At 64.9% G+C, this 26,960-nt stretch carries 26 protein-coding genes; 18 read left to right on the top strand and 8 right to left on the bottom strand.

Going from position 1 to position 26,960, the window contains the following annotated elements; all coding sequences use genetic code 11:
• Positions 1 to 221: 221 nt before the first annotated feature.
• The 3 genes from AB7290_RS39635 (at position 222) to AB7290_RS39625 (ending at position 3,590) form a co-directional block, all read left to right on the top strand.
• The gene (locus tag AB7290_RS39635; protein WP_085400945.1) at positions 222 to 2,132 is read left to right on the top strand and encodes a propionyl-CoA synthetase; all 1,911 of its coding nucleotides are present in this window, start codon (positions 222 to 224) and stop codon (positions 2,130 to 2,132) included.
• Between the two features lie 260 nt (positions 2,133 to 2,392).
• Entirely contained in the window at positions 2,393 to 2,662 is a 270-nt protein-coding gene (locus AB7290_RS39630) for a hypothetical protein (protein ID WP_085400946.1), read from the top strand.
• 181 nt (positions 2,663 to 2,843) lie between these two features.
• Entirely contained in the window at positions 2,844 to 3,590 is a 747-nt protein-coding gene (locus AB7290_RS39625; protein ID WP_085400948.1) for an OmpW/AlkL family protein, read from the top strand.
• Between the two features lie 305 nt (positions 3,591 to 3,895).
• On the opposite strand, the gene AB7290_RS39620 is transcribed toward AB7290_RS39625, so the two are convergent.
• Positions 3,896 to 4,591 carry a DUF1013 domain-containing protein gene (locus AB7290_RS39620; protein WP_085400950.1) on the bottom strand — a complete coding sequence of 232 codons (696 nt, stop codon included), beginning with the start codon at positions 4,589 to 4,591 and terminating at the stop codon, positions 3,896 to 3,898.
• 265 nt (positions 4,592 to 4,856) lie between these two features.
• Here AB7290_RS39620 and ispH point away from each other — a divergent pair, with 265 nt between their 5' ends.
• From ispH to rnhA, 3 genes are read left to right on the top strand one after another with little or no spacing between them, the layout of a single operon-like run.
• Entirely contained in the window at positions 4,857 to 5,825 is a 969-nt protein-coding gene (ispH, locus tag AB7290_RS39615) for a 4-hydroxy-3-methylbut-2-enyl diphosphate reductase (RefSeq protein WP_063985850.1), read from the top strand.
• Positions 5,826 to 5,831: 6 nt separating this feature from the next.
• Positions 5,832 to 6,815 carry a homoserine kinase gene (locus AB7290_RS39610; protein WP_085400952.1) on the top strand — a complete coding sequence of 328 codons (984 nt, stop codon included), beginning with the start codon at positions 5,832 to 5,834 and terminating at the stop codon, positions 6,813 to 6,815.
• Positions 6,812 to 7,276: a ribonuclease HI gene (rnhA, locus tag AB7290_RS39605; RefSeq protein WP_085400953.1), complete on the top strand. Its 465-nt coding sequence runs from the start codon at positions 6,812 to 6,814 to the stop codon at positions 7,274 to 7,276. Before AB7290_RS39610 ends, rnhA begins: the two co-directional genes overlap by 4 nt.
• Before the next feature lie 159 nt (positions 7,277 to 7,435).
• Here rnhA and AB7290_RS39600 read toward each other — a convergent pair whose 3' ends face one another.
• From AB7290_RS39600 to AB7290_RS39575, 6 genes are all read right to left on the bottom strand, one after another.
• A complete protein-coding gene (locus tag AB7290_RS39600; protein WP_007597501.1) occupies positions 7,436 to 7,921 on the bottom strand; it encodes a peroxiredoxin in 486 nt (161 codons plus the stop codon).
• Positions 7,922 to 8,017: 96 nt separating this feature from the next.
• Complete coding sequence (locus AB7290_RS39595) at positions 8,018 to 8,572, bottom strand: DUF924 family protein (protein ID WP_085400955.1); 555 nt, start codon at positions 8,570 to 8,572, stop codon at positions 8,018 to 8,020.
• 16 nt (positions 8,573 to 8,588) lie between these two features.
• Positions 8,589 to 10,274 carry a long-chain fatty acid--CoA ligase gene (locus tag AB7290_RS39590; RefSeq protein WP_085400957.1) on the bottom strand — a complete coding sequence of 562 codons (1,686 nt, stop codon included), beginning with the start codon at positions 10,272 to 10,274 and terminating at the stop codon, positions 8,589 to 8,591.
• A gap of 191 nt (positions 10,275 to 10,465) precedes the next feature.
• A complete protein-coding gene (locus tag AB7290_RS39585) occupies positions 10,466 to 11,935 on the bottom strand; it encodes a D-alanyl-D-alanine carboxypeptidase family protein (protein ID WP_135215749.1) in 1,470 nt (489 codons plus the stop codon).
• 176 nt (positions 11,936 to 12,111) lie between these two features.
• Positions 12,112 to 13,908, bottom strand: coding sequence for a glucan ABC transporter ATP-binding protein/ permease (locus AB7290_RS39580; RefSeq protein ID WP_085400960.1), 1,797 nt, complete (start codon positions 13,906 to 13,908; stop codon positions 12,112 to 12,114).
• Positions 13,909 to 13,999: 91 nt separating this feature from the next.
• Positions 14,000 to 15,049, bottom strand: coding sequence for an ABC transporter substrate-binding protein (locus AB7290_RS39575; RefSeq protein ID WP_085400962.1), 1,050 nt, complete (start codon positions 15,047 to 15,049; stop codon positions 14,000 to 14,002).
• 227 nt (positions 15,050 to 15,276) lie between these two features.
• On the opposite strand from AB7290_RS39575, the gene AB7290_RS39570 reads away from it, so the two are divergent.
• The 7 genes from AB7290_RS39570 to AB7290_RS39540 all read left to right on the top strand — a co-directional run bounded on the left by AB7290_RS39570 (position 15,277) and on the right by AB7290_RS39540 (position 21,043).
• On the top strand, positions 15,277 to 15,654 hold the full coding sequence (locus tag AB7290_RS39570; protein ID WP_071909294.1) for a hypothetical protein: 378 nt from the start codon (positions 15,277 to 15,279) through the stop codon (positions 15,652 to 15,654).
• Positions 15,655 to 15,787: 133 nt separating this feature from the next.
• The gene (hisE, locus tag AB7290_RS39565) at positions 15,788 to 16,192 is read left to right on the top strand and encodes a phosphoribosyl-ATP diphosphatase (RefSeq protein WP_028147364.1); all 405 of its coding nucleotides are present in this window, start codon (positions 15,788 to 15,790) and stop codon (positions 16,190 to 16,192) included.
• A gap of 133 nt (positions 16,193 to 16,325) precedes the next feature.
• The gene (locus AB7290_RS39560) at positions 16,326 to 16,928 is read left to right on the top strand and encodes a YqaA family protein (protein WP_081369120.1); all 603 of its coding nucleotides are present in this window, start codon (positions 16,326 to 16,328) and stop codon (positions 16,926 to 16,928) included.
• Between the two features lie 122 nt (positions 16,929 to 17,050).
• Complete coding sequence (locus AB7290_RS39555; RefSeq protein ID WP_085400964.1) at positions 17,051 to 17,590, top strand: hypothetical protein; 540 nt, start codon at positions 17,051 to 17,053, stop codon at positions 17,588 to 17,590.
• A 27-nt stretch (positions 17,591 to 17,617) separates the two neighbouring features.
• On the top strand, positions 17,618 to 19,018 hold the full coding sequence (locus AB7290_RS39550; RefSeq protein WP_014491544.1) for an aspartate ammonia-lyase: 1,401 nt from the start codon (positions 17,618 to 17,620) through the stop codon (positions 19,016 to 19,018).
• A 155-nt stretch (positions 19,019 to 19,173) separates the two neighbouring features.
• Positions 19,174 to 20,142 carry an NAD(P)H-dependent flavin oxidoreductase gene (locus tag AB7290_RS39545; protein ID WP_085400966.1) on the top strand — a complete coding sequence of 323 codons (969 nt, stop codon included), beginning with the start codon at positions 19,174 to 19,176 and terminating at the stop codon, positions 20,140 to 20,142.
• A gap of 127 nt (positions 20,143 to 20,269) precedes the next feature.
• On the top strand, positions 20,270 to 21,043 hold the full coding sequence (locus AB7290_RS39540; RefSeq protein ID WP_085400967.1) for a thioesterase family protein: 774 nt from the start codon (positions 20,270 to 20,272) through the stop codon (positions 21,041 to 21,043).
• A 422-nt stretch (positions 21,044 to 21,465) separates the two neighbouring features.
• Here AB7290_RS39540 and AB7290_RS39535 read toward each other — a convergent pair whose 3' ends face one another.
• Positions 21,466 to 23,028 carry an AMP-binding protein gene (locus AB7290_RS39535; RefSeq protein WP_085400969.1) on the bottom strand — a complete coding sequence of 521 codons (1,563 nt, stop codon included), beginning with the start codon at positions 23,026 to 23,028 and terminating at the stop codon, positions 21,466 to 21,468.
• Positions 23,029 to 23,136: 108 nt separating this feature from the next.
• Between AB7290_RS39535 and AB7290_RS39530 the strand changes: the two genes are divergently transcribed.
• From AB7290_RS39530 to AB7290_RS39510, 5 genes are all read left to right on the top strand, one after another.
• Positions 23,137 to 24,102, top strand: coding sequence for an NAD(P)H-dependent flavin oxidoreductase (locus AB7290_RS39530; RefSeq protein ID WP_085400971.1), 966 nt, complete (start codon positions 23,137 to 23,139; stop codon positions 24,100 to 24,102).
• A gap of 169 nt (positions 24,103 to 24,271) precedes the next feature.
• Positions 24,272 to 24,520, top strand: coding sequence for a hypothetical protein (locus AB7290_RS39525; RefSeq protein WP_028147356.1), 249 nt, complete (start codon positions 24,272 to 24,274; stop codon positions 24,518 to 24,520).
• A 131-nt stretch (positions 24,521 to 24,651) separates the two neighbouring features.
• Positions 24,652 to 25,359, top strand: coding sequence for a hypothetical protein (locus AB7290_RS39520; RefSeq protein WP_085399489.1), 708 nt, complete (start codon positions 24,652 to 24,654; stop codon positions 25,357 to 25,359).
• Between the two features lie 87 nt (positions 25,360 to 25,446).
• Positions 25,447 to 26,130 carry a hypothetical protein gene (locus AB7290_RS39515; protein WP_085399483.1) on the top strand — a complete coding sequence of 228 codons (684 nt, stop codon included), beginning with the start codon at positions 25,447 to 25,449 and terminating at the stop codon, positions 26,128 to 26,130.
• A 402-nt stretch (positions 26,131 to 26,532) separates the two neighbouring features.
• Complete coding sequence (locus AB7290_RS39510) at positions 26,533 to 26,958, top strand: hypothetical protein (protein WP_144030651.1); 426 nt, start codon at positions 26,533 to 26,535, stop codon at positions 26,956 to 26,958.
• The last annotated feature ends 2 nt before the right edge of the window (positions 26,959 to 26,960 follow it).

The following is a 26,960-nucleotide window of genomic DNA, read 5'->3' as shown; positions in this document are numbered from 1 at the left end:
CTCCCCCGCAAGGGGGGAGAGGGCTCACCTTTGTCGTGGCTCCAGCTTGCTGCGATGGCCTTTCTTCCCTCCCTCCCAAAGACCCATCCTTTTCAGCTTGAACCGCGGCCCGTTCCCGGGAAAATACCTCTCAAACAACGCCGGCACTTGATCCCTGTCATGGCGGGACGCTCGTCCTGTCGGTCAAGTCAAGGCTAGGCGAAAGGGATGGGAGCGCGGGAATGAACGTCAAGGGAACGAGCCTCTATCACGAGGTCCATGCGCGCTCGCTGGCTGATCCCCAGGGCTTCTGGGCCGAGGCGGCCACGGAGATCGACTGGATCGAGCCGCCGAAGACGATCTTCGATGCCTCGCAGGGCGTCTACGGCCGCTGGTTCATGGGAGGCGTCGTCAACACCTGCTACAACGCGCTCGACCGCCATGTCGAACGCGGCCGCGCCGACCAGGTCGCGCTGATCCATGATTCGCCGCTGACGGGCTCGGTCACCAGGTTCACCTATGCCGAGCTATTGGGGGAGGTGCAGGCGCTCGCCGCCATCATGCAGGATTTTGGCGTCGCCAAGGGCGATCGCGTCATCCTCTATATGCCGATGGTGCCGGAGGCCGTCGTCGCGATGCTCGCCTGCGCGCGCATCGGCGCGGTGCACTCGGTGGTGTTCGGCGGCTTTGCCGCCAAGGAACTCGCCACCCGCATCGACGACGCTCAGCCGAAGCTCATTCTCTCCGCAAGCTGCGGCATCGAGCCCGGCCGGATCGTGCAGTACAAGCCGCTGCTCGACGAGGCGATCAAGCTTGCGAGCACGAAGCCGAAGGCCTGCATCGTACTGCAACGTTCCCAGCATATCTGCGACCTCACACCGGGCCGCGACTACGATTGGGAGAGCCTTCGCCGCAAGGCGATGAACGACGGCAAGAAGGCCCCTTGCGTGCCTGTCGCCGCCACCGATCCGCTCTACATCCTCTACACCTCAGGCACGACCGGCATCCCCAAGGGCGTGGTGCGCGACAATGGCGGCCATCTCGTCGCGGTCAAATGGTCGATGTTCAATCTCTATGGCGTCAAGCCGGGCGAGGTCTGGTGGTGTGGCTCCGACATCGGCTGGGTGGTCGGCCACAGCTACATCATCTATGGCCCGCTGCTGCATGGTGCGACGTCGATCATGTACGAGGGCAAGCCAATCGGCACGCCCGATGCCGGCGCGTTCTGGCGCGTCATCAGCGAGCACAAGGCGGTCGCCTTCTTCACCGCACCGACGGCGTTCCGCGCGATCCGCAAGGAGGATCCGGAAGGCAAGTTCATCCGGCAATACGACCTGTCGCAATTCCGCACGCTGTTCCTCGCCGGCGAGCGCGCCGATCCGCCGACGGTGGAATGGGCGGAGCAGCAGTTGAAGGTGCCGGTGATCGACCATTGGTGGCAGACCGAGACGGGCTGGTGCATCGCCGGCAATCCGGTCGGTCTCGGCATGCTGCCGGTGAAGCATGGCTCGCCGACGGTGCCGATGCCGGGCTACCAGGTCGACGTCGTCGACGAAGCCGCAAAGCCCGTCGGCCCCAACACCATGGGCTCGATCGTCATCAAGCTGCCGATGCCGCCGGGTTGCCTGCCGACGTTGTGGAATCAGGACGCGCGCTTCAAGGACGCCTACCTCACTGAATTCCCCGGCTACTACAAAACCTCGGACGCCGGCTACAAGGATGAGGACGGCTATGTCTTCGTGATGGGCCGCACCGACGACATCATCAACGTCGCCGGCCACAGGCTCTCCACCGGCGGCATGGAGGAGATTTTGGCCTCGCATCCGGACGTCGCCGAATGCGCCGTGCTCGGCGTCAAGGACGCGATCAAGGGCGAGGTGCCCTGCGGCTTCCTGGTGCTCAAGGCCGGCGTGAAGCGCGCGCCTGCGGAGATCGAAAAGGAGATCGTCGCGCTGGTGCGCGACAGGCTCGGCCCCGTCGCCGCCTTCAAGCTCGCCATCACCGTCGGCCGCCTGCCGAAGACGCGCTCGGGGAAGATCCTGCGCGGCACCATCAAGAAGATCGCCGATGGCGAAGCCTGGACCATGCCGGCCACGATCGAGGATCCCAAGGTGCTGGACGAGATCGGCGAGGCGCTGAAGGGCAGGGTGTGAGGCGATCTCCGCTGTCATCACCCGCGAAAGCGGGTGATCCAGTACGCCGCGGCCGGAGTTGTGTGACCCAATGACCGCCGCGGAGTACTGGATTCCCCGCCTGCCGCCTACGCTAAAGCTTCGGCGCCCCTGGACCTCAACCCCGGCGAAGCCTTGGCGTAGCCGGGTCGCGGGGAATGACAGCGCGTGGAGAACGACGCCCAGGGACTTACAATCTCCTCATTCCGGGCTAAACAGGGCCGGCCAACAGGGGACCTCGTATGCCACTCGCCACCGCGCCGCGCCTGCTTGTCGCCGTGCTGCTCGCCATCGCTGTCTCCGCCTGCTCCGCGCGCTACCAGACGCCGGTGGCGGTGGGCGGTGACGATGACGACGCGGTCTGTCAGAGTCGCGGCTATGCGCAGGGCTCGCCCGAATACGTGGCATGCCGCAAGGACCGCGACGTCCAGCGCAACGCTGCCACCGCCCGGTCCGACCGCCGTCAGCGCGATCTCGGCGAGTACATGCTGAACCATCCCGAGCGGCCGTGACATCGGCTACGGAATTATCCTGCGCATTCATTCGCGTTTCTCGTGACACATCGGCAACGCCACAACCAAATCGTGTCGCGTCAGTCCTGATTTGATCGGCGTCAAATCCATCACCATCCCCTTTCTGCTCTGACGCTGATGTCGCGCAACGACGCGCGAGAGATGGCTGAAGGGGAATGCAATGAACGGAACGACAAAAAACCTGGCGCGGCTTGCGACGGTTGGCGCGATGCTCGTGGGGACTTTTGGCTCGGTGCAGGCGGCCGATCTGCCTGTCTATAAGAAGGCACCGCCGCCGGTAGAAGCGTTCAATCCGTGGATGGTGCGTCTGCGCGTGCTCGGCGTGTTGCCGGATGCCGGTGGCTCAACCGTCAATGTCGCAGGCGTGCCGTCGCTGTCGTCGCCGAATTCCGGGCTCTCGATCAGCGACCAGGTCGTGCCCGAGCTCGACATCAGCTATTTCTTCACCAAGAACATCGCGGCCGAGCTGATCCTCGGCGTGACCAGGCACTCGATCAGCGGCAACGGCTCGCTCGCGAACCTGCCGATCGGCAAGACCACGCTGCTGCCGCCGACGCTGACCTTGCAATATCACTTCGACAATTTCGGCGCGTTCAAGCCGTATATCAGCGCCGGCGTGAACTACACCGTGTTCTTCAACAATTCGGCTGCCAATGCGCCAGCCGCCATCGTCGGTCCGCCCGCGATCGTTGCCACCACCACCAGCGTGCACGTCAGCAACGCCTGGGGCGGCGCCGTGCAGTTCGGCTTTGACTACATGCTCGACCGGCACTGGGGTCTCAACGTCGACGTCAAGAAGCTCTGGCTGCGGCCGGATTACTCAGCGACCGTCAGCGGCCTGCCGGTCACAGGCACCGCGCATATCGATCCGTGGCTGGTCGGTGGTGGTGTGACGTACAAGTTTTGACGCGTTGTTTGAAGACGAGCTGTGGCCGCGGTTGACCCTGCGCTCCCTCCCCCCTTGCGGGGGAGGGCGGGGGAGAGGGGCAGCCCAGCAAAAGGCGCGAGAGAGCTTCGCCAGACGCTTTGAATTGATGGAGGAAGTCCCCGTGGGGCAACCCCTCTCCCTAACCCTCCCCCGCAAGGGGGGAGGGGACTGCAGCTTGCGTGTGGCTGCATCTGTGCCGATCGCGAGGGTCTCCGCAAAACAAAAACGCGGCAGGTTTCCCTGCCGCGTTCGAATTGCGTTCGATCGTAACCGGGAGCGGAGCCTTACTCCTCCTCCTCGTCCTGCTTCTTGCCGCCGAGCGTCTTCAGCTTGGCGAACACGGCGTCGACGTTGAGATCGTCGTTCGATCGCTCCGCCGGCTCGAACTCGTCCTTCTTGGTGGTCTCGGAGGCCGGCAGCAGGGTGGCGCCGCCATAGGCTGTGTCGATCGGCTTTTCCTTCGCCGCGCGCGCCACTTCGAAATCGAGCTCGATCTGCGAGCAAAGGCCAAGGGTCACCGGGTCGATCGGGGTCAGCTGGGAGGTGTTCCAGTGGGTGCGGTCGCGAACGCTGGCGATGGTGCTCTTGGTGGTGCCGACCAGGCGCATGATCTGGGCGTCCTTGAGCTCTGGATGGCTGCGCAGCAGCCAGAGGATGGCGCTCGGGCGCTCGTGGCGGCGGGAGACCGGGGTGTAGCGCGGGCCCTTGCGCTTGGGCTGGGGCGGCAGCACGACCTTGCTCTCCTGAAGGCGGAGCCGGTAATCCGGGTTCTTCTCGCCCTTTTCGATCTCCTCGCGGGTCAGCTGGCCGTTGGAGAGGGGGTCCATGCCCTTGATGCCCTGGGCAGCGTCGCCGTCGGCGATCGCGCGCACCTCGAGGGGATGCATCTTGGTGAAATCGGCGACCTGGTCGAAGGTCAGCGCGGTGTTGTCGAGCAGCCAGACGGCGGTCGCCTTGGGCATCAGAGGTGCGTTGCTCATGGCAAATCTCCTTTGTGCTTCGCCCACCCCTCTGGAGGCGAAACCGGTGGTCATCAGCGATGACAGGGAATTCGCGCTATATAAGCCCGGAGGGGCTAGCCACGCAATGGTTCTGCTATAGATAGTGCCTTGACAGAGCCCGAAAGGGGGCCCAATTCCCTTGGAAGCGCCTGTAAAGTCCTAGCAGACCCATTAAAGCCCAATTCCATCCATTGACCGCCCCCGCCAGAAGGCGAAACGGGTGATTCGGTCCCGAGATCGCTCAATGTCAGCCAAACCAGACCTCAAGATCGTGCTTTGTTCTCCCCGCGGCTTCTGCGCCGGGGTGGTCCGGGCGATCGACACCGTGGAACGGGCGCTCGATAAATACGGCGCCCCCGTCTATGTTCGCCATGAGATTGTGCACAACAAATACGTCGTCGACGGGTTGAAGAAGAAGGGCGCGATCTTCGTCGAAGAGCTCGCCGAAATCCCGGAAAACACCACCGCGCCGGTGGTGTTCTCGGCCCATGGCGTGCCGAAATCGGTGCCGGCCGACGCCACCTCCCGCAATTTGTTCTCGCTGGATGCGACCTGCCCGCTGGTGACCAAGGTGCACCGCGAGGCCGCGATCCACTTCAAGCGTGGCCGCGAGATCTTCCTGATCGGCCACTCCCACCACCCCGAAGTGGTCGGCACGCTCGGCCAGCTTCCGGTCGGCGCCGTAACCCTGATCGAGACCGCCGAGGACGCCAAGACCATCGTCCCGAAGAACCCCGACAACATCGCCTTCGTGACGCAGACCACGCTGTCGATCGACGACACCGCGGAGATCGTGGCGCTGCTCAAGGAGCGTTTCCCGAACATCAACGGCCCGCACAAGGAAGACATCTGCTACGCCACCACCAACCGCCAGCTCGCGGTGAAGAAGGTGGCGCCGGTGGTCGACGCCCTGATCGTGGTCGGTGCGCCGAACTCGTCGAATTCGCAGCGCCTGCGTGAGGTCGCTGAGCGCGAAGGCTGCGGGATCGCGGTACTGGCGCAGCGCGCCACCGACATCGACTGGACCAGGTTTGGCAACATCAAGAGCCTCGGCATCACCGCGGGCGCGTCCGCGCCGGAAGTGATCGTCGAGGAGATCATGGATGCGTTCGCCGAGCGCTACACGCTGCATGTGGAGACGGTCTCGGCCGCGGAAGAGAACGAGTTCTTCCCGCTGCCGCGCCAGGTGCGCCCCGAAGCCGCCGCCGAGTAGACTTTTATGGCGGTCTACACCGACGTTGCCGCCGACGAGCTTGCGGATTTCCTGAAGCAATACGATCTCGGCGAATTGCTCTCCTACAAGGGCATCGCCGAGGGCGTCGAAAACACCAACTTCCTGCTGCACACCAGCAAGGGCTCGTTCATCCTCACGCTCTATGAGAAGCGCGTGGCGAAGACCGACCTGCCGTTCTTTCTCGCGCTGATGACGCATCTCGCTGAGCACGGCGTCACCTGCCCGCTGCCGGTGAAGGCCGGGGACGGCGAGGCGTTGCGCGAGCTGTCGGGCCGGCCGGCCGCGATCATCACCTTTCTCGAAGGCGTCTGGCCGCGCAAGCCGAACGTGGCCCATTGCGCCGGCGTCGGCGAGGGGCTGGCCAGGATGCATCTGGCCGGCGCCAATTTTGCGATCAAGCGTGGCAATGCGCTGTCGGTCTCCGGCTGGCGGCCGCTGTTCGACGCGGCGGCAAGCCGCGCCGACGAGGTCCAGCCGGGCCTGCATGCGTTTCTCGCCGCCGAGCTCGACTATCTCTCGAGCGGGGTCTGGCCGAGCAATCTGCCGGAGGGCGTGATCCACGCCGATCTCTTCAACGACAACGTCTTCTTCCTCGGCGACAAGCTCTCCGGCATCATCGACTTCACCTTCGCCTGCAACGACATGCTGGCCTATGACGTCGCGATCTGCCTGAATGCCTGGTGTTTCGAGCCGGACCATTCGTTCAACGTCACCAAGGCGCGCGCCTTCCTCAATGCCTATCGCCGGGTGCGAAAACTCTCCGAGGCGGAAGAAGCCGCGCTGCCGCTGCTCGCGCGCGGCGCCGCGATCCGCTTCCTGCTGACGCGGCTGGTCGACTGGCTCAACGTGCCTCCGGGGGCGCTGGTCAAGCCCAAGGATCCGCTGGAATATTTTCGCAAGCTGCGCTTCCACCAGAGCGTTTCCAGCGTGCGCGACTACGGGCTGATGCCGTCAGGACTGGTCGCGTGAGCGAGCTTCCCCTCGTCACGATCTATACCGACGGCGCCTGCTCGGGAAATCCCGGGCCCGGCGGCTGGGGCGCGATCCTGAAGTTCGGCGACAAGGAAAAAGAGCTGAACGGCGGCGAATGCCACACCACCAACAACCAGATGGAATTGATGGCGGCGATCTCCGCGCTCGAAGCGCTGAAGAAGCCGTGCACCGTCGATCTCTACACCGACAGCCAGTATGTGCGGCAGGGCATCACCGGCTGGATCCACGGCTGGAAGCGCAACGGCTGGCGCACCGCCGACAAGAAGCCGGTGAAGAATGTCGAGCTATGGCAGCGCCTCGATGCGGCGCTGAAGCAGCACGAGGTCCGCTGGCACTGGGTCAAGGGCCACGCCGGGCACCCGGAGAACGAGCGCGCGGATCAACTGGCGCGCGACGGGATCGTGAAGGCGCGGTTGCAGCAGCGGGTGGCGGAGTAGGCGACGCGCTGTCGGCGGCGTCGCCCGGTTTCGTAGGGTGGGCAAAGCGAAGCGTGCCCACGGCTTTTTCTCAATCGAGGAAAGATGGTGGGCACGGCGCTGACGCGCCTTTGCCCACCCTACGGGACTTCCTGCTTGGAAGGAGCCGGGGCCTAAAGCTTACAGCTGCCCCAGCAGCGTATCGCCACCGGAGACCTCGACCTTGCCGGGCATCGCTTCGAGGTTCAGCTTCTTCACCACGCCGTCCTCGACCAGCATCGAATAGCGCTTGGAGCGGATGCCGAGGCCGTTGCCGGAGGCGTCCAGCTCCATGCCGATCGCCTTGGCGAAGTCGGCATTGCCGTCGGCGAGGAAGATGGCCTCGTCGCGCTGGTCAGTATCGCGCTTCCAGGCGTTCATGACGAAAGCGTCGTTGACGGAGACGATGGCGATGGTGTCGACGCCCTTGTCCTTCATGGCATAGGCGTTGAGGAAGATGCTCGGCAGATGCATCTTGTGGCAGGTGCCGGTGTAGGCGCCGGGCACTGCGAACAGCGCCACTTTCTTGCCCTTGAAGATGTCGTCGGTGGTCTTCACCTGCGGACCCTCGGCCGTCATCACGCGGAATTTCGCCTCGGGCAGCTTGTCGCCAGTCTGGATCGCCATCGTCAGTCTCCCTGAAAATCGGTCCCGCTTTTTAGACCGTGCGGCGGCGCTGCACAACATTGGCGGCGAGGGTCGTGGTTCTTCACCGTTATGTCATCAGCCGGCAAAACCGCCGGCGTCGAGGAAGGCCTGTTCTTCCTCGGTGGTGGCGCGGTCGAGCAGGCGGTTGCGGTGGGGAAAGCGGCCGAACCGCTGGATGATGTCGGCGTGCTCCCGCGCGTATTTCAGGTTCTCGGCATTGTCTGTGTTCTGAAACAGCGCGACGCAATGTAACTGGTCGGGCAGGTGCTCGGAATGCATGAAGGGCAGATAGAGGAATTCGAGCAGGATGGGATCGATCCTGCGATCGACGCCCCGATCGATTGCGCGGCGGGCGACGTCGCGCGCCGGCGCGTCGCTGGCAAAGGCTTCCGGCGTGCCGCGAAACATGTTGCGGGGAAACTGGTCGAGCGCGATGATGAGCGCGAGCGCGCCCTCGTCGCTTTCTTCCCAGGAGGCCAGCTCGCCGGCGGTCGCCCGCTTCCATAGCGGAAGAAAGCGACGCCCGACCTCCGCGTCGAAAGCGTCGCTGCGCTTGTACCAGCGCTCGCGGCCGGCCTCGCGCCAGAAGGCGAGAATGCCTGATGGCGTGATGTCGCCGACGTCAGTCATGAACCCAAGGCGCGGCTTACGCCGCCTCCGCCTTCTTCTCGTCGCGGAGCTGCCGGCGCAGGATCTTGCCGACATTGGTCTTCGGCAGGTCGGTGCGGAATTCGATGTGCTTGGGCACCTTGTAGCCGGTGAGCTGCTCCTGACAGAACTTGATCACGGCTTCCGCGGTGAGGTTGGGATCCTTCTTCACCACGAACGCCTTCACCGCCTCGCCCGACTTGGAATCGGGGATGCCGATCACGGCGCATTCGAGCACGCCCGGATTGCTCGCGATCACTTCCTCGATCTCGTTCGGATAGACGTTGAAGCCCGAGACCAGGATCATGTCCTTCTTGCGGTCGACGATCTTGGTGTAGCCCTTCTCGTCCATCACGCCGATGTCGCCGGTGCGGAAATAGCCGTCGGCGGTCATCACCTTGTCGGTCTCTTCCGGCCTGTTCCAGTAGCCCGACATCACCTGCGGGCCCTTGGCGCAGATCTCGCCGGGCTGGCCGAGCGGGACTTCGTTGCCGTCGTCGTCGCGGATCGAGATCCAGGTCGAAGGCACGGGGATGCCGATCGATCCCGAGAACTCGGTCGTGGTCGCGGGATTGCAGGTCAGTGTCGGCGAGGTCTCCGAGAGGCCGTAGCCTTCGGCGATGAAGCAGCCGGTCACGGCCTTCCACTGCTCGGCGACGGGGCGCTGCACCGCCATGCCGCCGCCGTTCGAGATCTTCAGCTTGGAGAAGTCGAGCTTCTTGAAGTCGGGATGGTGCATCAACCCGTTGTAGAGCGTGTTCACGGCCGGGAAGCTGTTGACCTGGTACTTCGCCAGCTCCTTGACGAAGCCCGCGATGTCGCGCGGATTGGGGATCAGCAGATTGCAGCCGCCGGCGCGCACCGCGAGCAGGTAGCAGGCCGTCAGCGCGAAGATGTGATAGAGCGGCAGCGCGCAGACGATCATCAGCTGATCGACATGCGGCGGCGCGGCGAGTGCCGGCTGGAGCCAGGCGTCGTTCTGCAGCACGTTGGCGACGATGTTGCGGTGGAGCAGGGTGGCGCCCTTGGAGACGCCGGTGGTGCCGCCGGTATATTGCAGGAAGGCGACGTCGCCCGGCGACAGCTTCGGCTTGTTGAACGTCAGGCTGCGGCCGGCCGATACCGCGTCGTTGAAGGACACCGCGCCTGGCAGCGACCAGGCCGGCACCATCTTCTTGACGCGGCGGACGACGACGTTGACGATCATGCCCTTGAAGCCGAGCAGGTCGCCCATGCTGCCGACGATGACATGCTTGACTTGCGTCTTCGCGATCACCTGCTCGACCGTGTGGGCGAAATTCTCCAGCACGATGATGGCTTCGGCGCCGGAATCCTTGAGCTGATGCTCGAGCTCGCGCGGCGTGTAGAGCGGGTTGACGTTGACCACCGCGAAACCGGCGCGCAGCACGGCAGCGGTCGCGACCGGATATTGCAGCACGTTCGGCATCATGATCGCGACGCGGGCGCCACGTTGCAGGCCACGGCCCTGTAAATAGGAGGCGAGCGCCAGCGACATCTGGTCGAGGTCGCGATAGCTGATCGCCTTGTCCATGCAGATGAATGCCTTGCGGTCGGCGAACTTGGCGAAGCTCTCCTCCAGAAGGTCGACCAGCGATGCGTATTGGGTCGGCTCGATATCAGCAGGGACGCCGGGCGGATATTGCTTGAGCCAGATGCGCTCCATGGAAAACTCCCCTCAATTTACCAGAGCCCGTTGTGTCTCGGGCTTGCCTCATTGCGGCCAGTATCGAGCCTGCCGGAACGGGTGGCAAGCCGGTCGAGGCTTAGGACAAAGGTCAGGGAGTGGCTACTGGAATTGTCGCAAGCCGCTCTGCCGCAGGTGCGAAGCGCGGGCGCGGCTTGCGATGGGTGCCGTTAACTGTTGTTGGCCGGCTTGGCGGCGGGCTTGGTCGCGGCCTTGGGCTTGGCGGGCTTGGCCGCCTGATCGCCGCCTGCCGCAGGCTTCTCGGCGGGTTTCGCCGCCGCATCGTGCTTGGCCGCGGCATGCTTGGTCCCGGCCGGCTTCGCAGCGGACTTGGTATCGCTCTTGGCGTCAGGCTTGGCGGCAGCCGGCTTTGCCGCCGCCGTCTTGGCATCCTTCGGCTTGTCGGCTGGCTTGTCGGTCGCGTCGGGCTTCCTGGCGACGCGCGACTTCTTGCCACGCGGCTTTGGCGTGGCCTGCTGGTCGGCATCGGCCGCGACCGCCGCGATCAGGGCAGTGCCGGTGCGGGTCGGGCCGGTATAGACCAGCACGGGCTCGGCCGCCGCGGGCGCCGTGGCCATCAGCTCGGAGGCCTTCATCAGGGGCGGCTGAAGGCCCGCGGTGAAGAAGGTCACCTGGGCTTCGCCGCCGGTGGCGGAGGCCGATCCGGACGTGCCGCCATTGGTGGCGATCAGCGCGTCGTCATCGTCGCTGGCCGGCCGCTTGCGATGACCGCCGCACATGTCCTCGCGCAGGTTCGGCGGCGAGGCGTCGACCGGCACCAGCCTGTCGACGGTGCCGAGCGAGGGGCGGAGCCAGGTAAGATTGTCCTGGCTGAAGCCGCGCTCGAGCAGCTGCGCCGCCTTCACCGCACGCGCAGTGCCGGAGTTGGCGCCGAGCACGACGGCGATCAGCCGGCGGCCGTTGCGCGTGGCCGACGCCACGAGATTGTAGCCGGAGGCGCAGATGAAGCCGGTCTTGAAACCGTCGGCCCCGGGGTAGCGGCCGATCAGCTTGTTGAAATTGCCGGTGACGCGCTTGCCGAAGCGGATTGCCGGGATGTGTACGAAATATTCGTATTCCGGCAGGTCGCGCAGGAACGAGCGCGCGAGAATGCCGAGGTCGCGCGCGGACGTGATCTGGCCGTCAGCGGGCAGGCCGTTCGGATTGACGTAGCTCGTCTGCGTCATGCCGAGCTTCTGCGCGGTGTCGTTCATCATCGCCGAGAAGCCGTCGATCGAGCCGCCGACGCCTTCGGCGAGCACCACGGCCATGTCGTTCGCCGACTTCACCATCATCATCTTCAGCGCGTTGTCGACGGTGAGCTGCGTTCCCGGACGGAACCCCATCTTCGACGGCGATTGCGAAGCCGCCGTCGGCGACACCGTGATCAGCGTGTCGAGCGTGAGCCTGCCGTCCTTCACCGCCTTCAGCGTCACGTAGGCCGTCATGATTTTGGTGACGGAGGCCGGATACCACGGGATGGTCGCGTTCTCGGCCTGCAGCACCTTGCCGCTGTCGGCTTCGATCAGCAGCAGTGCTTCGGCGCTGGCCGTGCGCGGCGCAAGCAGCACCGCGGATGCGAGGGCCGCGGCGAACAGGTTGAACAGGGACTTGCGAAGCAGCGGGCGAAGGGCGTGCACTATCCGATTCCGGTCCTTGGAGACCCGCCGGTTCCGGTCGGCTCTCGTGATCTGATGTTCGGTTCTGAAATCCGGCGCCGCCGCTTGCGGCGTCGCAAACCTATACCGGCTTGTGCGTCGAGAATAGGGGCTTCGGCCGGGTATTCCGTGATGAAATAGGCCGAATTTCGACGATGCTATGGGGACTTGACCGCAGTCGCCGCAGCCTCAGCGGCCGTCACGCTGGCCCGTGCATTTTCCTGAACCATGAACTGGGCCCTGGCGAGCTCGGCAAAATGGCCGCCTTTGGCCACGAGTTCATCGAAAGTTCCGCTTTCGATCACGCGGCCGTTCTCGAACACCAGGATCCGCGTGGCGTTGCGGATGGTGGAGAGACGGTGGGCGATCACGAACGTGGTACGTCCCTTCATCACTTCGTCGAGAGCGGCGTTCACCTTGGCCTCGGTGACGGCGTCGAGCGCGCTGGTGGCCTCGTCCAGGATCAGGATCGGCGGATCCTTCAGCAGCGCGCGGGCGATCGACAGCCGCTGGCGCTCGCCGCCGGAGAGCATGCGGCCGCGCTCGCCGGCGTTGGTCTCGAAGCCGCCGCTGCGCTCGATGAATTCGAGCGCCTGCGCGCGCTCCGCGGCCTTGCGCATCTCCGCTTCGGTCGCATCCGGCTTGCCGACGTGCAAATTCTCCGCGATCGAGCGGTTGAACAGCAGCGCCTCCTGGAACACCACGCCGATGTTCCGGCGCAGCGACGTCAGCGTCACGCCGCGGACGTCCATGCCGTCGATCCTGATGAAGCCGGACTGCGGATCGAAGGCGCGATGCAGAAGCGCGATCGCGGTCGACTTGCCGGCGCCGGTCGCACCGACCAGCGCGATGGTCTGGCCGGGCAGCGCGGTGAAGGAGAGGTCCTCGACCGCCGGCCGCTTGCCGTCATAGGAGAAGGTGACGTCGTTGAATTCGACGAGGCCGGAGAGCCGCCCCGCATCGATCGCGTCGGGGCGGTCGTGGACTGTGGGCACGGCGTCGAGCACGTTGAAGAACTCGCGCAGCCGCGGGGCTTCCATGAACACGTTGTTGATGAAGCTCACGACCTGCTCGAGCTTCTGGATCAGCATCGTCGCGAAGCTCACGAACATCACGATCTCGCCGACGGAGGTCAGCCCCTGGTCGTGCAGCGCGATGCCGAGCGTGAAGATCGCGAGCACCGTGATGGTGGTGGAGGCGCGCGTGATGACGGTGACGAGCGCCCACCACGACAGCACCGGCATCTGCGCCGCGAGCAGGTCATCAGCGACGGAGCGCAAGCCCTTCACCTCGGATTCGACGCGCACAAAACTCTGCACCAGCGCGACGTTGCCGAGCGCGTCGGAGGCGCGCGCGGAGAGCTCGCTGTAGTGCTCCTCGACCTGCATCTGCATGCCGAAGGTTCGGCGCACGACGAAGGTCGTCAGCGCGGTGAAGACGACGCAGAGCACGAACAGCAGGACCGCGAGCCGCCAGTTCAGGTAGAGCGACAATGGCAGCAGCACCACGACCGACAGGATCGCGGCAAAGTGCTCGCGGAAGAAGCCGAGCCACAACCGCCACAGCGCATCGGTGCCGTTGAGCATCACCTTCATGAGCCGGCCCGAATGGGTGCCTGAGTGGAAGGTCAGCGGCAGTTGCAGAATATGCTCGAAATAGTCGGTCAGCACCGCTTGGCGCTGGCGGTGGGAGAGCCGGTCGGCTTGCAAAGCCACGATCGCGCTGCAGCCGATGGTGAACAGCCCGAACGCCACCCAGGCCAGCAGGAACGGCCAGGCCGAATTCGACCCGGCGACCGACTTGCCGGAGAGCACGTCGACGATCCGGCCGAACAGCACGGGTTCCGCGAACTGCGAGGCGGCGAGCAGCAGATTGGCGAACGCCAGCAGCCAGCCCAGCCGCGCCTCCTTGCCGAGCAGCTCGAGAACGCGGGTGTAGAGGCTGAAAATGGACATGCGGGCGAGGAACTCAGGCGGATCGAACGAGGTGAGTCCACATTCTAATCAGGGATCGCCCGCGAGATACAGCGGAAGCTGCGGGTTTTGCTCAGTTGATCAGTCGTCCCGCGACCGGCGGCAGGAACCGGTCGTCGAAGATATCGCCGGCCGCCGGCCGTTTGCGAAATTTGAAATCCTGCGCGATCTGGTCGATCGAGCGGTCCAGGCGCGCCGGGTCGATGCCGCCGAGGCCGTTGCGCTTGACCTCGTCCGTCAGGATGTTGTCGATGAGCACGCTGCGCAGGCGTTCCCGCTCGAGGTCGCGGTCGCCGTCGTCGATCCGGCTCGTGGCTTCGTCCGCCGCACGGGCCGGCTCTTTGATGGTCGCGTTGACGCCGGCGATCAATGCGCGGACGAAGCCCTTCACGGCGTCGGGCTTCGCGGCGGCGAAAGCGGGGTTGGCCACAACGGCGAAGCCGTAGGCCTCGCAGCCATAGTCGGCATAGCGGAGTACCACGAGATCGCCACCGGGCACGCCGCGGTCGCGCAGGTTCACCGCCGAGAGATAGCTGAAGCCGGCGACGGCATCGACCTGGCCCGCGGAGAGGAGCGGCTCGCGGACCGCGGCGCTGATCTTGTGGAATTTCACTTGCGACGCGTTGATGCCGTTCTGCTGCGCCAGCGCCGGCCACAGCCGCATCGACAGATCGCCGTCGGCGACGCCGACGGTCTTGCCGTCGAGGTCGGGCAGCAAGTGAATGCCGCGGCTCCTGCGCGCGACGATCGCGTAAGGCGCGCGATTGAACAACACGAACACGGCTTTGACCGGCGCCGCATCGTCCTTGTCGCGAAAGCGGATCAGCTCGTTGATGTCGACGAGCGCGAGCTCGCTGTCGCCCTTGGCGACGCGCGCGAGCGCCTCCGGCGATCCGGTGGCGCTCTTGAAGGACACGTTGAGACGCTCGGCGCCGAAATTGCCGTCCTTCGCGGCAAGGAAGAACGGCGCCATGCTCGCATCGACAGGACGATCGAATGTGAAGTGGATCGCGGTGGACGGCGCAGCAGTCTCGGCCGCGCTGACGTCGCGCGCAGCCAGCGCGGCGAGCGAGATTGCAATGGCCAGCAGGCCGCGAAGGGCGATCGTCTTGAATGCAAACATCAGTGGCGCCGGTCCCGCATTGTTGTGGTTTCGTGACGCTCGCAGCGCCGGCCAGCGACGAGCCTGCGCGCGCCAACATGAACGGCGGATGAGCGGGGGTTGCGTGATCATGACGCAACCCCGTTCAGCTTCTGTTGGGGTTCCGGAACCCAACATGGGCTGCGGGTGTTTGAAAGACATGAGCCTGTCGTCAGGCACCATTCGAGGTCCCAAGGAGGGTCCAGGACATGTTTGACCGATTTTCGAGATTTGCCGGCCGCAAGGCCGTCTTTGCCACCGCCGCGGTGCTGGCGCTGACCGCGGTCGCCCCGACCGCCTCATACGCAGGCGGCCGCCACTGGCATGGCGGTGGCGGCGGTGCTGCGGCTGCCGCGGCCTTTGCCGGCATCATCGGCACCGGCCTTGCGATCGCTGCGACCCGTGACGCCTACGCTTATGATTACGGTCCGGGTCCGGGTTATGGCTATTACGGCGGCCCTGCCTATTACAGTGGCCCCGCCTACGGTCCTTACTACGGCCCGGGCCCGAACTACCAATATCAGCGCTATGGCGGCACGGCTCCGTCGGAGCTCTGTGGCCAGGGCTACATGCAGAACTGCTACTAGCCTTGGCTACCAAGTCCTTGGCTACCAAGTCTTGACCACAACGGGCCGTCGCGCTTGCCGCGGCGGCCTGTTTTTCGCTTTTAACCCTGCGCGTTAACGCGCTCGCCATTGGTTTAGGGTAGTTTTGAGTACCATGAGTGATTCGCTTGAGCGGCTATATCTGGCTGTGCTCGCGGCCAAGGATCTTGATCCGGCAACATCGCGTACCGCCCGGCTGTTTCAGCGTGGGCCATCCAAAATGGCGAAGAAACTGGCCGAAGAAGCCATTGAGGTCGTCATCGACGCGGTCAATGGCGATAGCGAGGCCGTGATCCGGGAAAGCGCCGACCTGCTCTACAATCTCACGGTGCTCTGGGCCTCGGCCGGCGTGCGCCCGGAGGATGTCTGGCGCGAGATGGCGCGGCGGGAAGACATGCTCGGCATTGCCGAGAAGCTGCCGAAGTCGCCGATGAAGCTGCCCAAAGTCGCGTCACCGCGCGTTGCCGCCAGGCGGCCAATTGTCGCGCTGGAAGGGCGCGTCTCGCGCAAGCGCCACTAAAGCGCGGTGAAACCGGAGCAAAGCGTCATCGCGCTTTAGGTTGTTGTTTGCGCGCGATCTTTCGGAAAACCGCGACACACTGTTCCGGATCACGCCAAATCGTCACAAAACTCGCGATGGACAAATCCGTCCCATGGTGCTTCATCGCGGCGCCATGCTGAAACGTATCTACGACTGGTGCATCGACGCCGCCCACAAGCCCTACGCGCTCTGGATCATGGGAGCCGTGGCTTTCGCAGAAAGCTCCTTCTTTCCGGTCCCGCCGGATGTGATGCTGATCCCGATGTCGCTGGCGCGCCCGCAGCGCGCCTGGCTCTACGCCGCGGTCTGCACCGCGACCTCGGTGGTGGGCGGTCTGCTGGGCTACGCCATCGGTGCGCTGCTGTTTGACTCGGTCGGCCATTGGCTGATCCAGGTCTATGGTCTCGGCGACAAGGTCGATGCCTTCCGCGCCTCCTATGCGGAATGGGGCGCGGTGATCATCCTGCTCAAGGGCCTGACACCGATCCCCTACAAGCTCGTCACCATCACCTCGGGCTTTGCCGGTTACAATATCGGCCTGTTCATCCTGTGCTCGATCGTCGCGCGCGGCGGCCGTTTCTTCATCGTCGCGATCCTGCTCAACCGCTATGGCGACTGGATCCGCGTCAGGATCGAGAAGCATCTCGGTCTCTGGGTGGCGCTCGGCGCCGCCGTGCTGGTGCTCGGCTTCGTCGTAGCGGTCAAGCTGATCTAGGGAATGATCCGGACCCGAAGGGCCGCCTCAGCGCAACGTGTGAAGCCGTTCTCCGCAAAGATCATGTTCGCTCAATAACCCCGCGCTTTGCCGCTGCGCCGGGTTCGGCTACGGTTGCCGTCATGATGGTTCGATCCGGCAATCCGGTCCTCCGACCGGGGACGCTGATATTCGCAGTGCTTTCGCTCCTGCTCGGTGCCGGCAGCACCAGCTGGCCGCAATCCGCGCCGCCGGCGCTCGGCTTGCAGGAGCAGGGACCGCAGACCGCGCCGCCGCCCTCGACATCAGCTCCTTCGTCGCCGCCGGCGCGCGAGGAAAATCCCGGACTGATCAACGAAATGGGCAAGCTGTTCGACAAGCTGCCCTCGATCCTGCCACCGATCAAAAGCCCGAGCGAGACCATGAACGACCTGTCGCGGCTGGCGACGCCGTCGGCCATGGTGTCGGGGCGCATGGCCTGCCCCGCCTCGTCGAATGGCGCGCCCGACTGCAAGCAGGCCGCCGACCAGCTCTGCCAGAGCAAGGGCTACAAGGAAGGCAAGAGCCTGAACGCCGATTCCGCGGAAAAATGCTCGGCCAAGGTTCTGATCCCGGGCCGGCAACGCAAACCGGATGACTGCCGCACCGATACCTTCGTCACCAGCGCGCTGTGCCAGAACTGAGGACGTAGCGCCAGCAAAGGAGCGCCCATGAGCCGCACGGAGCAGGACTTCCTCGGACAGCGCGAGATCGCCGACGACATCTACTACGGCGTCCAGACCATCCGCGGGAAGGAGAACTTCCACATCACCGGCATTCCGATGAACCAGGAGCCTTACTTCGTGAAGGCGCTCGGTTACGTCAAGAAGGCTGCCGCGATGGCCAACCGCGACCTCGGCGCGGTCGATGCGAAAGTTGCGGACGCGATCATCCAGGGCTGCGACCGCGTCATCGCCGGCGACATGATGGATCAGTTCGTCACCGACTTCATCCAGGGCGGCGCCGGCACCTCCACCAACATGAACGCCAACGAGGTGATCGCCAATCTCGCGCTGGAATCGCTCGGCTTCAGCAAGGGCGACTACCAGCATGTCAGCCCGAACGACCATGTCAATTACGGCCAGTCGACCAACGACACCTATCCGACCGCGTTCCGGCTGGCGCTGATCCTGCGGCTCGAGAGCTACATGACGGCGCTGCGCCAGCTCCAGGAGGCCTTCTTCACCAAGGGCCGCGAGTTCGAGCGCGTGCTGAAGATGGGGCGCACGCATCTTCAGGACGCCGTGCCGATGTCGCTCGGCGCCGAATTCCGCGGTTGGGGCACCACGATCGGCGAGGAGGTCGACCGCATCTCCGAGGCGCGCGCGCTGCTGCGCGAGATCAATCTCGGCGCCACCGCGATCGGCACCTCCGTCACTGCGGCTGTCGGCTATCCAAAACTCGCGGTCCGGCATTTGAGCGCGCTGACCGGCGTCGACTTCATCCTCGCCGGCGATCTCGTCGAGGCGACCTCGGACACCGGCGCCTATGTGCAGCTCTCCGGCGTGCTCAAGCGCACGGCGAGCAAGCTGACGAAGATCTGCAACGACATCCGCCTGCTGGCCTCGGGCCCGCGCGCCGGCTTCAACGAGATCAACCTGCCGCAGCTCCAGCCGGGCTCGTCGATCATGCCGGGCAAGGTCAACCCTGTCATCCCCGAGGTCGTCAACCAGACCAGCTTCCTCGTCATCGGCCTCGACACCACGGTGACGCTGGCCGCAAGTGCCGGCCAGCTTCAGCTCAACGTGATGGAGCCGGTGATCTCGTTCGCGCTGTTCTTCTCGATCCGCACCATGGAGCGCGCGGTCAACAGCCTGCGCGAGAACTGTGTTGTCGGCATCACCGCCAACGAGGAGCACACCCGCAACATGGTGCTGAACTCGCTCGGCATCGTTACGGTGCTGAAGCCGCTGCTCGGCTACAAGCAATGCGCCGAGATCGCGCGCGAGGGCTACAAGAGCGGCAAGTCGCTGCACCAGATCGTGGTGGTCGAACGCAAGCTGCTGACGCAGGAGAAATGGGACGAGATGTTCTCGTTCGAGCGGCTGATCAATCCGGATTTGATCGGGTGATGCCGCCCGCGTTTGCGTAGCGAATTCCGCATGTTGGAATTGCGGTAACGGCATCCGCCACGGCGTCAAAACGCAATACTTGACAGTGGAAAGATTGCCTTGTTGGTATGGCCTCCAGCTTTCGATTTGCTCGCCACCAAAGGATCGTTTCGCCTATGTCCATGCCTGCCTTGTTCAAGGGGCGCTTGTCGATCCCCGTGATCGGTTCGCCGCTCTTCATCATCTCGGTGCCCGATCTCGTGATCGCGCAGTGCAAGGCCGGCGTGGTCGGCTCGTTTCCGTCGCTGAACGCACGGCCGCCGGAGCTGCTCGACGAATGGCTGGCGCGGATCACCGAAGAGCTCGCGGCCCATGACCGTGCCCATCCCGACAAGCCGTCGGCGCCGTTCGCGGTGAACCAGATCGTGCACAAGTCGAACAACCGGCTCGATCACGACATGCAGCTCTGCGCCAAGTACAAGGTGCCGATGATCATCTCGTCGCTCGGCGCGCGCGAGGAGCTCAATCAAGCGGTGCACGGCTGGGGCGGCATCGTCTTCCACGACGTGATCAACCAGAAGTTCGCCCACAAGGCGATCGAGAAGGGCGCCGATGGCCTGATCCTGGTTGCGGCCGGCGCCGGCGGCCATGCCGGCACCATCTCGCCGCTGGCCTTCGTTGCAGAAACGCGAAAATGGTTCGATGGCCCGATCGCGCTGTCGGGTGCGATCGGCAACGGCAAGGCGATCCGCGCCGCGCGCATCCTCGGCGCCGACTTCGCCTATATCGGCTCGGCCTTCATTGCGACCAAGGAAGCCAACGCGGTCGAGAAATACAAGGAGATGATCGCGGGCTCGACGGCCGACGACATCGTCTACTCCAACCTCTTCACCGGCGTGCACGGCAACTATCTGAAGCCGTCGATCCTCGCGGCCGGCATGGATCCGGAAAACCTGCCGACGTCCGATCCGTCCAAGATGAACTTCGGCACGGATGCCTCCGGCGAGCGCGCCAAGCCGAAAGCCTGGAAGGAGATCTGGGGTTCGGGCCAGGGCATCGGCAGCGTCGACGGCATCATCCCCGCCGCCGATCTGATCGCGCGCTTCAAGAAGGAATATGACGAGGCGATCGATCCGCCGCTCTAACCGCTCTCGTGTCCCGGACGCGCTGCAGCGCGCAACGCTGCTGCGCAGAGCCGGGACCCATCGCTGCAGCACATGACCCCGGCGCTGCGCTGCGTCCGGGGGACGCCAGCCGAGATACCGTGCAAACATGACCGCCATCTACCGCGTCGACGGCAACAACGTCGTCACCAGCCCTAATGCTGCCGGTCCGTGGGACCGGCGCATGCAGCACGGCTCAGCGCCGTCCGCGCTGGTGACGTGGGCGGCGGAACGCATTCCGACGCCGGTGCCGATGAATGTTGCGCGCGTCACCATCGACTTGATGCGCCCGGTGCCGGTGGCGCCGCTCACGATCGAGAGCGAGGTTTTGCGCGAGGGGCGCAAGATCCAGCTCTGCGAGATCAAGTTGTTCGCCGACGGTATTCAGGTCGTCGATGCCACCGTGCTCAAGATCAAGCGGCAATCACAGCCTTTGCCGGACGACGTCAAGGAGTTGCCGGTCACGCTGCCGTCGCCCGAGGACTCGCTGGTCGAGGACGGCCATGGCGCGACCAGTCCGTTCGCAGGCATGGTCTCGATGCGCGCCGCGCGCGGCCGGTTCGGCCAGGCCGGGGCCGGCGCGATCTGGTTTCGCCTCGACCATCCGCTGGTCGAAGGCGAAGCGGTCTCGCAGGCGATGCGCGCCGTGGTCGCTGCCGATTTCTCCAACGGCACCGCCTCGACGCTCGACTTCCGCGCCTGGACCTACATCAATGCCGACCTTACTGTGAACCTATCGCGCCAGCCGGTCGGCGAGTGGATCTTGCTCGACGGCGAATCCTGGATCGGTCCCGACGGCGCCGGCCTCGCGATGTCGCGGCTCGCGGATCGTCGCGGCTATTTCGGCCGGGCGGTGCAGAGTCTGGTGATCGAAAAGCGGTAAGCGTGTCGGCAAGCGCCGTGATCGCTCCTTGCGCCGATGGAACGGCAGACTTCCGCCGCCGCGGAAGGGATGCCCTGGTCGCGAACCTCTTCTTGTCCGGAGGTCTCTGTTCGACGCCAGCGTCCTGCCAGTTCAGCTGCCGTAGACGATCTTGATCTCCCACAGCAGGACGATGATAGCCGTGATCAACGTGATCGCGGCCAACGCACTTTCCAAGGAAGCGACTCTCATTTGATACTCCGCTTCCCAGCCCCGTCAGCGGTCTAATTGATTCGTTGATTCGCCTGCAATTGCGCGGACGGCGTGCCTGAAAAGTCCCTTCCGAGCTGTTGTTCGCGGGTCACAGCGACCCGTAGAACCCCGGAGTGCGGCCGCGGGAATACGTGCGGTGCTACCTGCCACAAGTTGCAGATCGGGGATGACTACCCCACCATCCGGTCCCGTCCACTCCAGAAGCCCGCGCGCAGCACCTTCTTGTCGACCTTGCCGACGCCGGTCATCGGCAGCTGCTTGACGAACTGGATCTGCTTCGGTGCATGTGCCGAGCCTTTTCGCGTCCTCACCAGATTGATCAGCTCGTCCGGATCGGGCTGTGCCCCCTCACGCGGCACGACGATGGCGGTAACGGCTTCGCCCCATTTCTCGTCGGGAATGCCGACGACCGCGACCATCGCGACATCCGCATGCTGCGACAGCACGTCCTCGACCTCGCGCGGAAAAATGTTGAAGCCGCCGGAGACGATCATGTCCTTCTTGCGGTCGAGGATGAACATGTAGCCGCGCTCGTCCTTGCGCGCGACGTCGCCGGTGTGGACCCAACCATGCTTCAGCGTCTCGGCCGTGATGTCGGGCCGCTTCCAGTATTCGGCCATGACATGCGGCGCGCGCACGCAGATCTCGCCGGCTTCGCCCGTCTTTACTTCCTGGTCGTTGTCGTCGAGAATCCTGACCTCGCAGGTCGAGATCGGGAAGCCGCAGGACAGGAACAGCTCCGGCGTCCTGGGATCGTGATCAGCCTTTCGCAGCACCGAAATCGGATAGCATTCGGTCTGCCCGTAAAGCTGCGAGAACACCGGCCCAATGCGTTCGATGCCCTCGACCAGCCGGCTCGGCGACATCGCGGAGGCGCCGTAGAGCACGAGCTCGAGTGAGGACAGATCGGTCCTGCTCAGCGCGGGATGATCGAGCAGCACATAGATCATGGTCGGCACGAACAGCGTGAAATTGATGCGCTCGCGCGCGATCGTCGCCAGCACCGCCTCGGGATCGAAGCCTTTCAGCATGTGCACGGTGCCCCCGCGCATCAGGGTCGGCACTACTTTCGTGCCGGCGACATGGCTGATCGGGGCAACCGCGAGGTAGTGCGGGGTGTCAGGGATCTCGAAGTCGGCGAGGATCGCGGCAGCACCACCGGCGTTCTCGCGGTGATAGCGCAGTGCGCCCTTGGATTTTCCGGTCGTGCCACCGGTGTAATTCAGCGTTGAGAGATCGTCGGGGCCGGCGAAGCAATGCGCGCCGGCGTAGCCTTCGATCTCGATCGCCTGCAACAGGTCGACGCCATAGTCGGCCGGTCCCGTGGTGAAGACCGCCTTGAGCCGGCTCGCACTCGCGGCAAGCTCGCCGCCGCGATCGCGGAAGGTGGCGGCATCGACCACCAGCATCTCGGCCTCGGAATCCTCGAGCTGGAAGAGCTGGTCTGCCCTCGATCCCAGCGGATGCAGCCAGGTGACGCAGAGCCTGGATAATTGCGCGGCGACACCGGCGCACCAGGTGTCGGCACGGTTCGCGGTGAGGAACGCGACGCGCGCGCCGGGCTGCAAGCCCAGCCGCATGAACACGGCCTGGATGCGTCCGATCAGGTCGATGGTGCCCTGATAGCTCAGCGATCCACCGGGCCAGGCGAAAGCGGTGCGGCCGGGATAGCGCGACAGTGCCCGCAGCGTCTGCGCGCAAGTCGGGGACGATGCGTGGAGCGGATCGGACATATGTTTCCCCGTTGTTTTGTCATCGGCTTTTGACGTGCCAATGTTTGTGCGCAACGCTAGCACAGAGAATGCGGGATGGAACGACAAAGCCCGTGCAAGGAGGCGTGAGTGACATCCGATCGACTGCAACACTTCCGTGATCGTCTCGCTCTGCCCTTGATCGCGGCGCCGATGTTTCTGGTGTCGGGCGTCGAGCTCATGGTCGCGGCCTGTCGCAATGGCGTGATCGGCAGCTTCCCCACCGTGAATTGCCGCGGCACGGAACAGCTCGAGGCGTGGCTCACCGAGATCGAAACGCGACTGCGGCAACACGAAGATCACACAGGTCGTAAGGCCGCGCCGCTTTGCCCGAACCTGATCGTGCATCGCTCCAACGCGCGGCTGGAGCAGGATCTCGCGGTGCTGCTGCGACACAAGCCGGAGATCGTCATCACCTCTGTTGGATCGCCCGCGCCGGTGTTGAAGCCGCTGCACGATGCCGGCGCGCTGGTGCTGGCGGACGTGGCCTCGATCCGCCACGCCCAGCGTGCGGCGGAAGCCGGCGCCGACGGGCTGGTGCTGCTCACCGCGGGCGCAGGCGGGCAGACCGGCTGGCTCAATCCGTTCGCTTTCGTCCGCGCGGTGCGCGCATTCTTTGACGGCATCATCGTGCTCGCCGGAGGCATCAGCGACGGCCGCGCGCTGCGTGCGGCTGAAGTCCTCGGCTGCGATCTCGGCTACATGGGCACGAAATTCATCGCGACGCGCGAGAGCATGGCGGACGAGCGCCACAAGGAGATGCTGGTCGACAGCAGCGCCGACGACATCCTGCTGACCACCGCGTTCACGGGGTTGCAGACCAGCATGCTGAAGCCGTCGATCTTGGCTGCGGGCCTCGATCCCGACGATCTGCCGGCACGTGGCGCGATCGATATAGGCAAGGACATTGACGTCGACGCGCGCGAAAACCGCCCGAAACGCTGGCGCGATATCTGGAGCGGGGGACACGCGACATCGGGCGTGACCGACGTGATGGCGGTCGACGATCTCGTGGCGCGGACCCTCGCCGAATATCGCGATGCGGGCGGGCGGTAGGCGGCGTCCTTCCCCTCGCCCAGCTTGCGGGGGAGGGAGAGGAGGGGCCGTCGCTCCCGATCACAGTTAATCGAGCGCTCCTCCGCGGCCCCGTACTTAACGGCAGATTAACCAACGCCCGCCAAGAATCCCCCTCACGGCCGCCAATCAGGACCGAGAGGGACAGGCGATGGACTTCGATTTTCTCAATAGCAAGACAGCCGCGACGCTGGACGAAATCCGGGTCCGCGTGGCCCATGCTCTGGCCCGTCATCCGCTGTGCCGCAACGTGCGCTTCGACATCCTCAGCGTCCCCCGCACCCGCCGGGGCGGCAATTGGACGGTGACGCTGCAATCGGTCGAGCCGCGCGCGGTCTGGGAGGCCTCCGAGATCGTCGCCGACATCCAGGATGCCTACGACCTGGCGCTAGCTGCCTGATTTCCTTGAGATTTCGGGGCATGTCGCCACAGTCCGCGCGATTGCCGTCGCGATGGCTCGGTTAAGCCTTATTTACCGCCCAGTTTCCGGGCACTCGTCACGTGGACTTGAAGCTGGGCCTGGAGAGACGTTTGTCCAAAGCCATCACCATCGTCGTGCTGACCTGTTTCCTCGTCCTCGGCGCCGCCACCACCGCCATCCTCGGCCGTGACAGCGTGCCCAGCGTCAGCGCGGAGATGATCACGCAGGCCCCGCCGCCCAAGCAGCTTTCGACAAATCGCGCCGCCAAGGCCGACCGCCTGGTCCCGACGCTGGCACTGGCCTCGGCCGCGATCGATCCGGTCCAGGTCTCCGCCGACAAGCTTTCGCAGGCGCCGGTGCTGACCGAGCCGCTGCGCCAGGCGTTTGCCGCCGCAACGCCCGCCGATTTCCCGATGCCCAAGGCGAGTGTGCATGAAGCGCCCGCTGCCGCAGAGGCTCCCGTCGAAGCTCCGGCCAAGCCGAAAGCCGCCGCCAAGCCGCAGCCGCAGAAAAACTATTCGTTGCTGTCCGACGTGCAGATCGCGGGCATCAGAGATCGCCTGAAACTGTCGTCGTCGCAGGAATATTACTGGCCCTCGGTCGAGACCGCGCTGCGCAATGTCGTCCGCAAGATCTCCGCGAACAAGCTCTCCAATCCGAACGCGCCGGGCGTGCCGATCGATCCGAACTGCGACGAGGTCCAGCAGTTGAAGTCGGCCGCAATGCCGCTGCTGTTCCAGCTGCGCGAGGATCAGAAGGAAGAAGTTCGCAAGCTCGCCCGAATCATCGGGCTTGAAAAAGTCGCGCAGCAGATCTGACGCGCAAGTTCCTCCGGGAACTGCGTCCCGCATCGGGAACATCCGGCAATCGACAAACGTTGCCCGCTCCAAAGAGGGAGTGGACCAATGCGCGCCTCGACAGCTTATTTCGTCGGTGCCGGAACGATCGTCGCGGCCATCGCCATTGGTCTCGGTGGCGGCATCGTCGCCGGCAATATCATGAATCCGGTCGCGCCCAAGCAGGGGCCGGACACGAGCAAGATGGCGCAGCGCGCTGAAGCTGCCAAACCCGCGATGACGGACGCGCCTTCCGAGCGCTTGCAATATCTCACCGGCTCGCAAGCCTTCGGCGCCATGATCGCCGCGCCGGCGCAGGCCGAAGCCAAATCCGAACCCGCAAAGCCCGACACGCAGGCAAGGCAAGCGAACGCCGAGCCGCCAGCGCCGCAGCCTTCCCAGGCGGCCGCGGCCGAGCCGCCCAAGCCGGCACCGGCATTGCCTCCGCAAGTCGCAAAGCCTGCCGAGCAGCAGGCATCGACAGAGCCGCCATCCTCACCCGACAACGCCTATGCCAAGGCCAGAGATTCCGACATGAAGCGCGCCGCGTCCGAACGGCGCCGCATGGAGCGCCGCGAGCGCTGGGCCGAGCGCCGGCACTACGATCCCCGCGAGCCGCGCGGCATGCGCGACCGCACCGATTGGGATGACGTCGCGCGCAACATCCGCGAAGATTCCGATGCGCGCGATGTCGCGAGCCGGCCGCGCAGCGGCTTGCCGCAGATCAGGCTGTTCGGGCCCGACGACGACTAGCGCCCATCCTCGCCGTCGTGCACGCGATCGTGAGCGACGGTTCGTTCTGCGGACGCGCTTGCCTCGAATTTCAACTTCCAGACGATCTCCGTTCAATGCATGATTGGCGTGGCTAGCCAAAGGCCTCGTCATGGGCGTAGCGCTGTTAGCTCGGGGTCGCTTCTTCGCGCCGTACCGCGAAGGCGTCACCGTGCCGACGCCGGTTGATAGAGCCGGCATTGCCTGGCTGCTCCACTTTCTCGCGCGACACGCGCGGAATCGCGGTTTCACCGCGCTGCAATTGCCCTCGAAGGCGGACGACGGGGCGGCCTTCTCGACTGACCTCACTTATCTCGCATTGCAAACCTTTTAGAGGTTTCCATGTCGATACATCTGTTGTGGACGTCCGCGGACAGTCTCATCGTGGCCTTTGCGCTCGCACTCATCGTTCCGCAACCGCATGTGCTGCCGCTCATTCTGATGTTCGGCGCTTGCGATGCGCTGGGTTCCGCGCTCGGCGTCACGATGCCGGTCGCGGGCGGGCTCGCAGCGATCCTGTTGATCGCGTGCGGCGCATCGCTGGTGGTGCGCCACCCCATCGCGCAACGTCTTTTGAATGCGCCGGGGTGGTTCTATGTGCTGCCACCGCTGCTGGCGATCGACAATCTCGTGTCGCGCACGCCTGATGCGCCGGCCGTTGCCGCACTGTCGAGCGCGATGATGGCCGGGCTCGGCTTTGCCTGCGGAGCCGTCGTGTCGCGCGGGTGGCGCGCAGGCTTGCGCGACGTACGACCGCTTGCAGCGGCTTGCCTGATTGCGGCCGGAAGCCTCCTCGCCTACGGAGCCTGAGC

Source organism: Bradyrhizobium sp. 613_E4_N2_2 (assembly GCF_052075995.1).
GTDB classification, from domain to species: Bacteria; Pseudomonadota; Alphaproteobacteria; order Rhizobiales; family Xanthobacteraceae; genus Bradyrhizobium; species Bradyrhizobium barranii.
The sequence above is the reverse complement of the archived record's forward strand: the minus strand, read 5'-3'. Positions and strand labels throughout refer to the sequence as shown.

What these genes read in the sequence shown, in the direction of transcription:
- AB7290_RS39570 (WP_071909294.1), top strand. Translation starts at nt 15,277, where the DNA reads ATGTTTGACCGATTTTCGAGATTTGCCGGCCGCAAGGCCGTCTTTGCC.
- AB7290_RS39625 (WP_085400948.1), top strand. Translation starts at nt 2,844, where the DNA reads ATGAACGGAACGACAAAAAACCTGGCGCGGCTTGCGACGGTTGGCGCG.
- AB7290_RS39515 (WP_085399483.1), top strand. Translation starts at nt 25,447, where the DNA reads ATGCGCGCCTCGACAGCTTATTTCGTCGGTGCCGGAACGATCGTCGCG.
- AB7290_RS39535 (WP_085400969.1), bottom strand. Translation starts at nt 23,028, where the DNA reads ATGTCCGATCCGCTCCACGCATCGTCCCCGACTTGCGCGCAGACGCTG.
- AB7290_RS39550 (WP_014491544.1), top strand. Translation starts at nt 17,618, where the DNA reads ATGAGCCGCACGGAGCAGGACTTCCTCGGACAGCGCGAGATCGCCGAC.
- AB7290_RS39610 (WP_085400952.1), top strand. Translation starts at nt 5,832, where the DNA reads ATGGCGGTCTACACCGACGTTGCCGCCGACGAGCTTGCGGATTTCCTG.
- AB7290_RS39575 (WP_085400962.1), bottom strand. Translation starts at nt 15,049, where the DNA reads ATGTTTGCATTCAAGACGATCGCCCTTCGCGGCCTGCTGGCCATTGCA.
- AB7290_RS39525 (WP_028147356.1), top strand. Translation starts at nt 24,272, where the DNA reads ATGGACTTCGATTTTCTCAATAGCAAGACAGCCGCGACGCTGGACGAA.
- AB7290_RS39560 (WP_081369120.1), top strand. Translation starts at nt 16,326, where the DNA reads ATGGTGCTTCATCGCGGCGCCATGCTGAAACGTATCTACGACTGGTGC.
- AB7290_RS39595 (WP_085400955.1), bottom strand. Translation starts at nt 8,572, where the DNA reads ATGACTGACGTCGGCGACATCACGCCATCAGGCATTCTCGCCTTCTGG.
- AB7290_RS39620 (WP_085400950.1), bottom strand. Translation starts at nt 4,591, where the DNA reads ATGAGCAACGCACCTCTGATGCCCAAGGCGACCGCCGTCTGGCTGCTC.
- ispH (WP_063985850.1), top strand. Translation starts at nt 4,857, where the DNA reads ATGTCAGCCAAACCAGACCTCAAGATCGTGCTTTGTTCTCCCCGCGGC.
- AB7290_RS39555 (WP_085400964.1), top strand. Translation starts at nt 17,051, where the DNA reads ATGATGGTTCGATCCGGCAATCCGGTCCTCCGACCGGGGACGCTGATA.
- AB7290_RS39635 (WP_085400945.1), top strand. Translation starts at nt 222, where the DNA reads ATGAACGTCAAGGGAACGAGCCTCTATCACGAGGTCCATGCGCGCTCG.
- AB7290_RS39630 (WP_085400946.1), top strand. Translation starts at nt 2,393, where the DNA reads ATGCCACTCGCCACCGCGCCGCGCCTGCTTGTCGCCGTGCTGCTCGCC.
- AB7290_RS39540 (WP_085400967.1), top strand. Translation starts at nt 20,270, where the DNA reads ATGACCGCCATCTACCGCGTCGACGGCAACAACGTCGTCACCAGCCCT.
- AB7290_RS39600 (WP_007597501.1), bottom strand. Translation starts at nt 7,921, where the DNA reads ATGGCGATCCAGACTGGCGACAAGCTGCCCGAGGCGAAATTCCGCGTG.
- AB7290_RS39545 (WP_085400966.1), top strand. Translation starts at nt 19,174, where the DNA reads ATGTCCATGCCTGCCTTGTTCAAGGGGCGCTTGTCGATCCCCGTGATC.
- hisE (WP_028147364.1), top strand. Translation starts at nt 15,788, where the DNA reads ATGAGTGATTCGCTTGAGCGGCTATATCTGGCTGTGCTCGCGGCCAAG.
- AB7290_RS39580 (WP_085400960.1), bottom strand. Translation starts at nt 13,908, where the DNA reads ATGTCCATTTTCAGCCTCTACACCCGCGTTCTCGAGCTGCTCGGCAAG.
- AB7290_RS39590 (WP_085400957.1), bottom strand. Translation starts at nt 10,274, where the DNA reads ATGGAGCGCATCTGGCTCAAGCAATATCCGCCCGGCGTCCCTGCTGAT.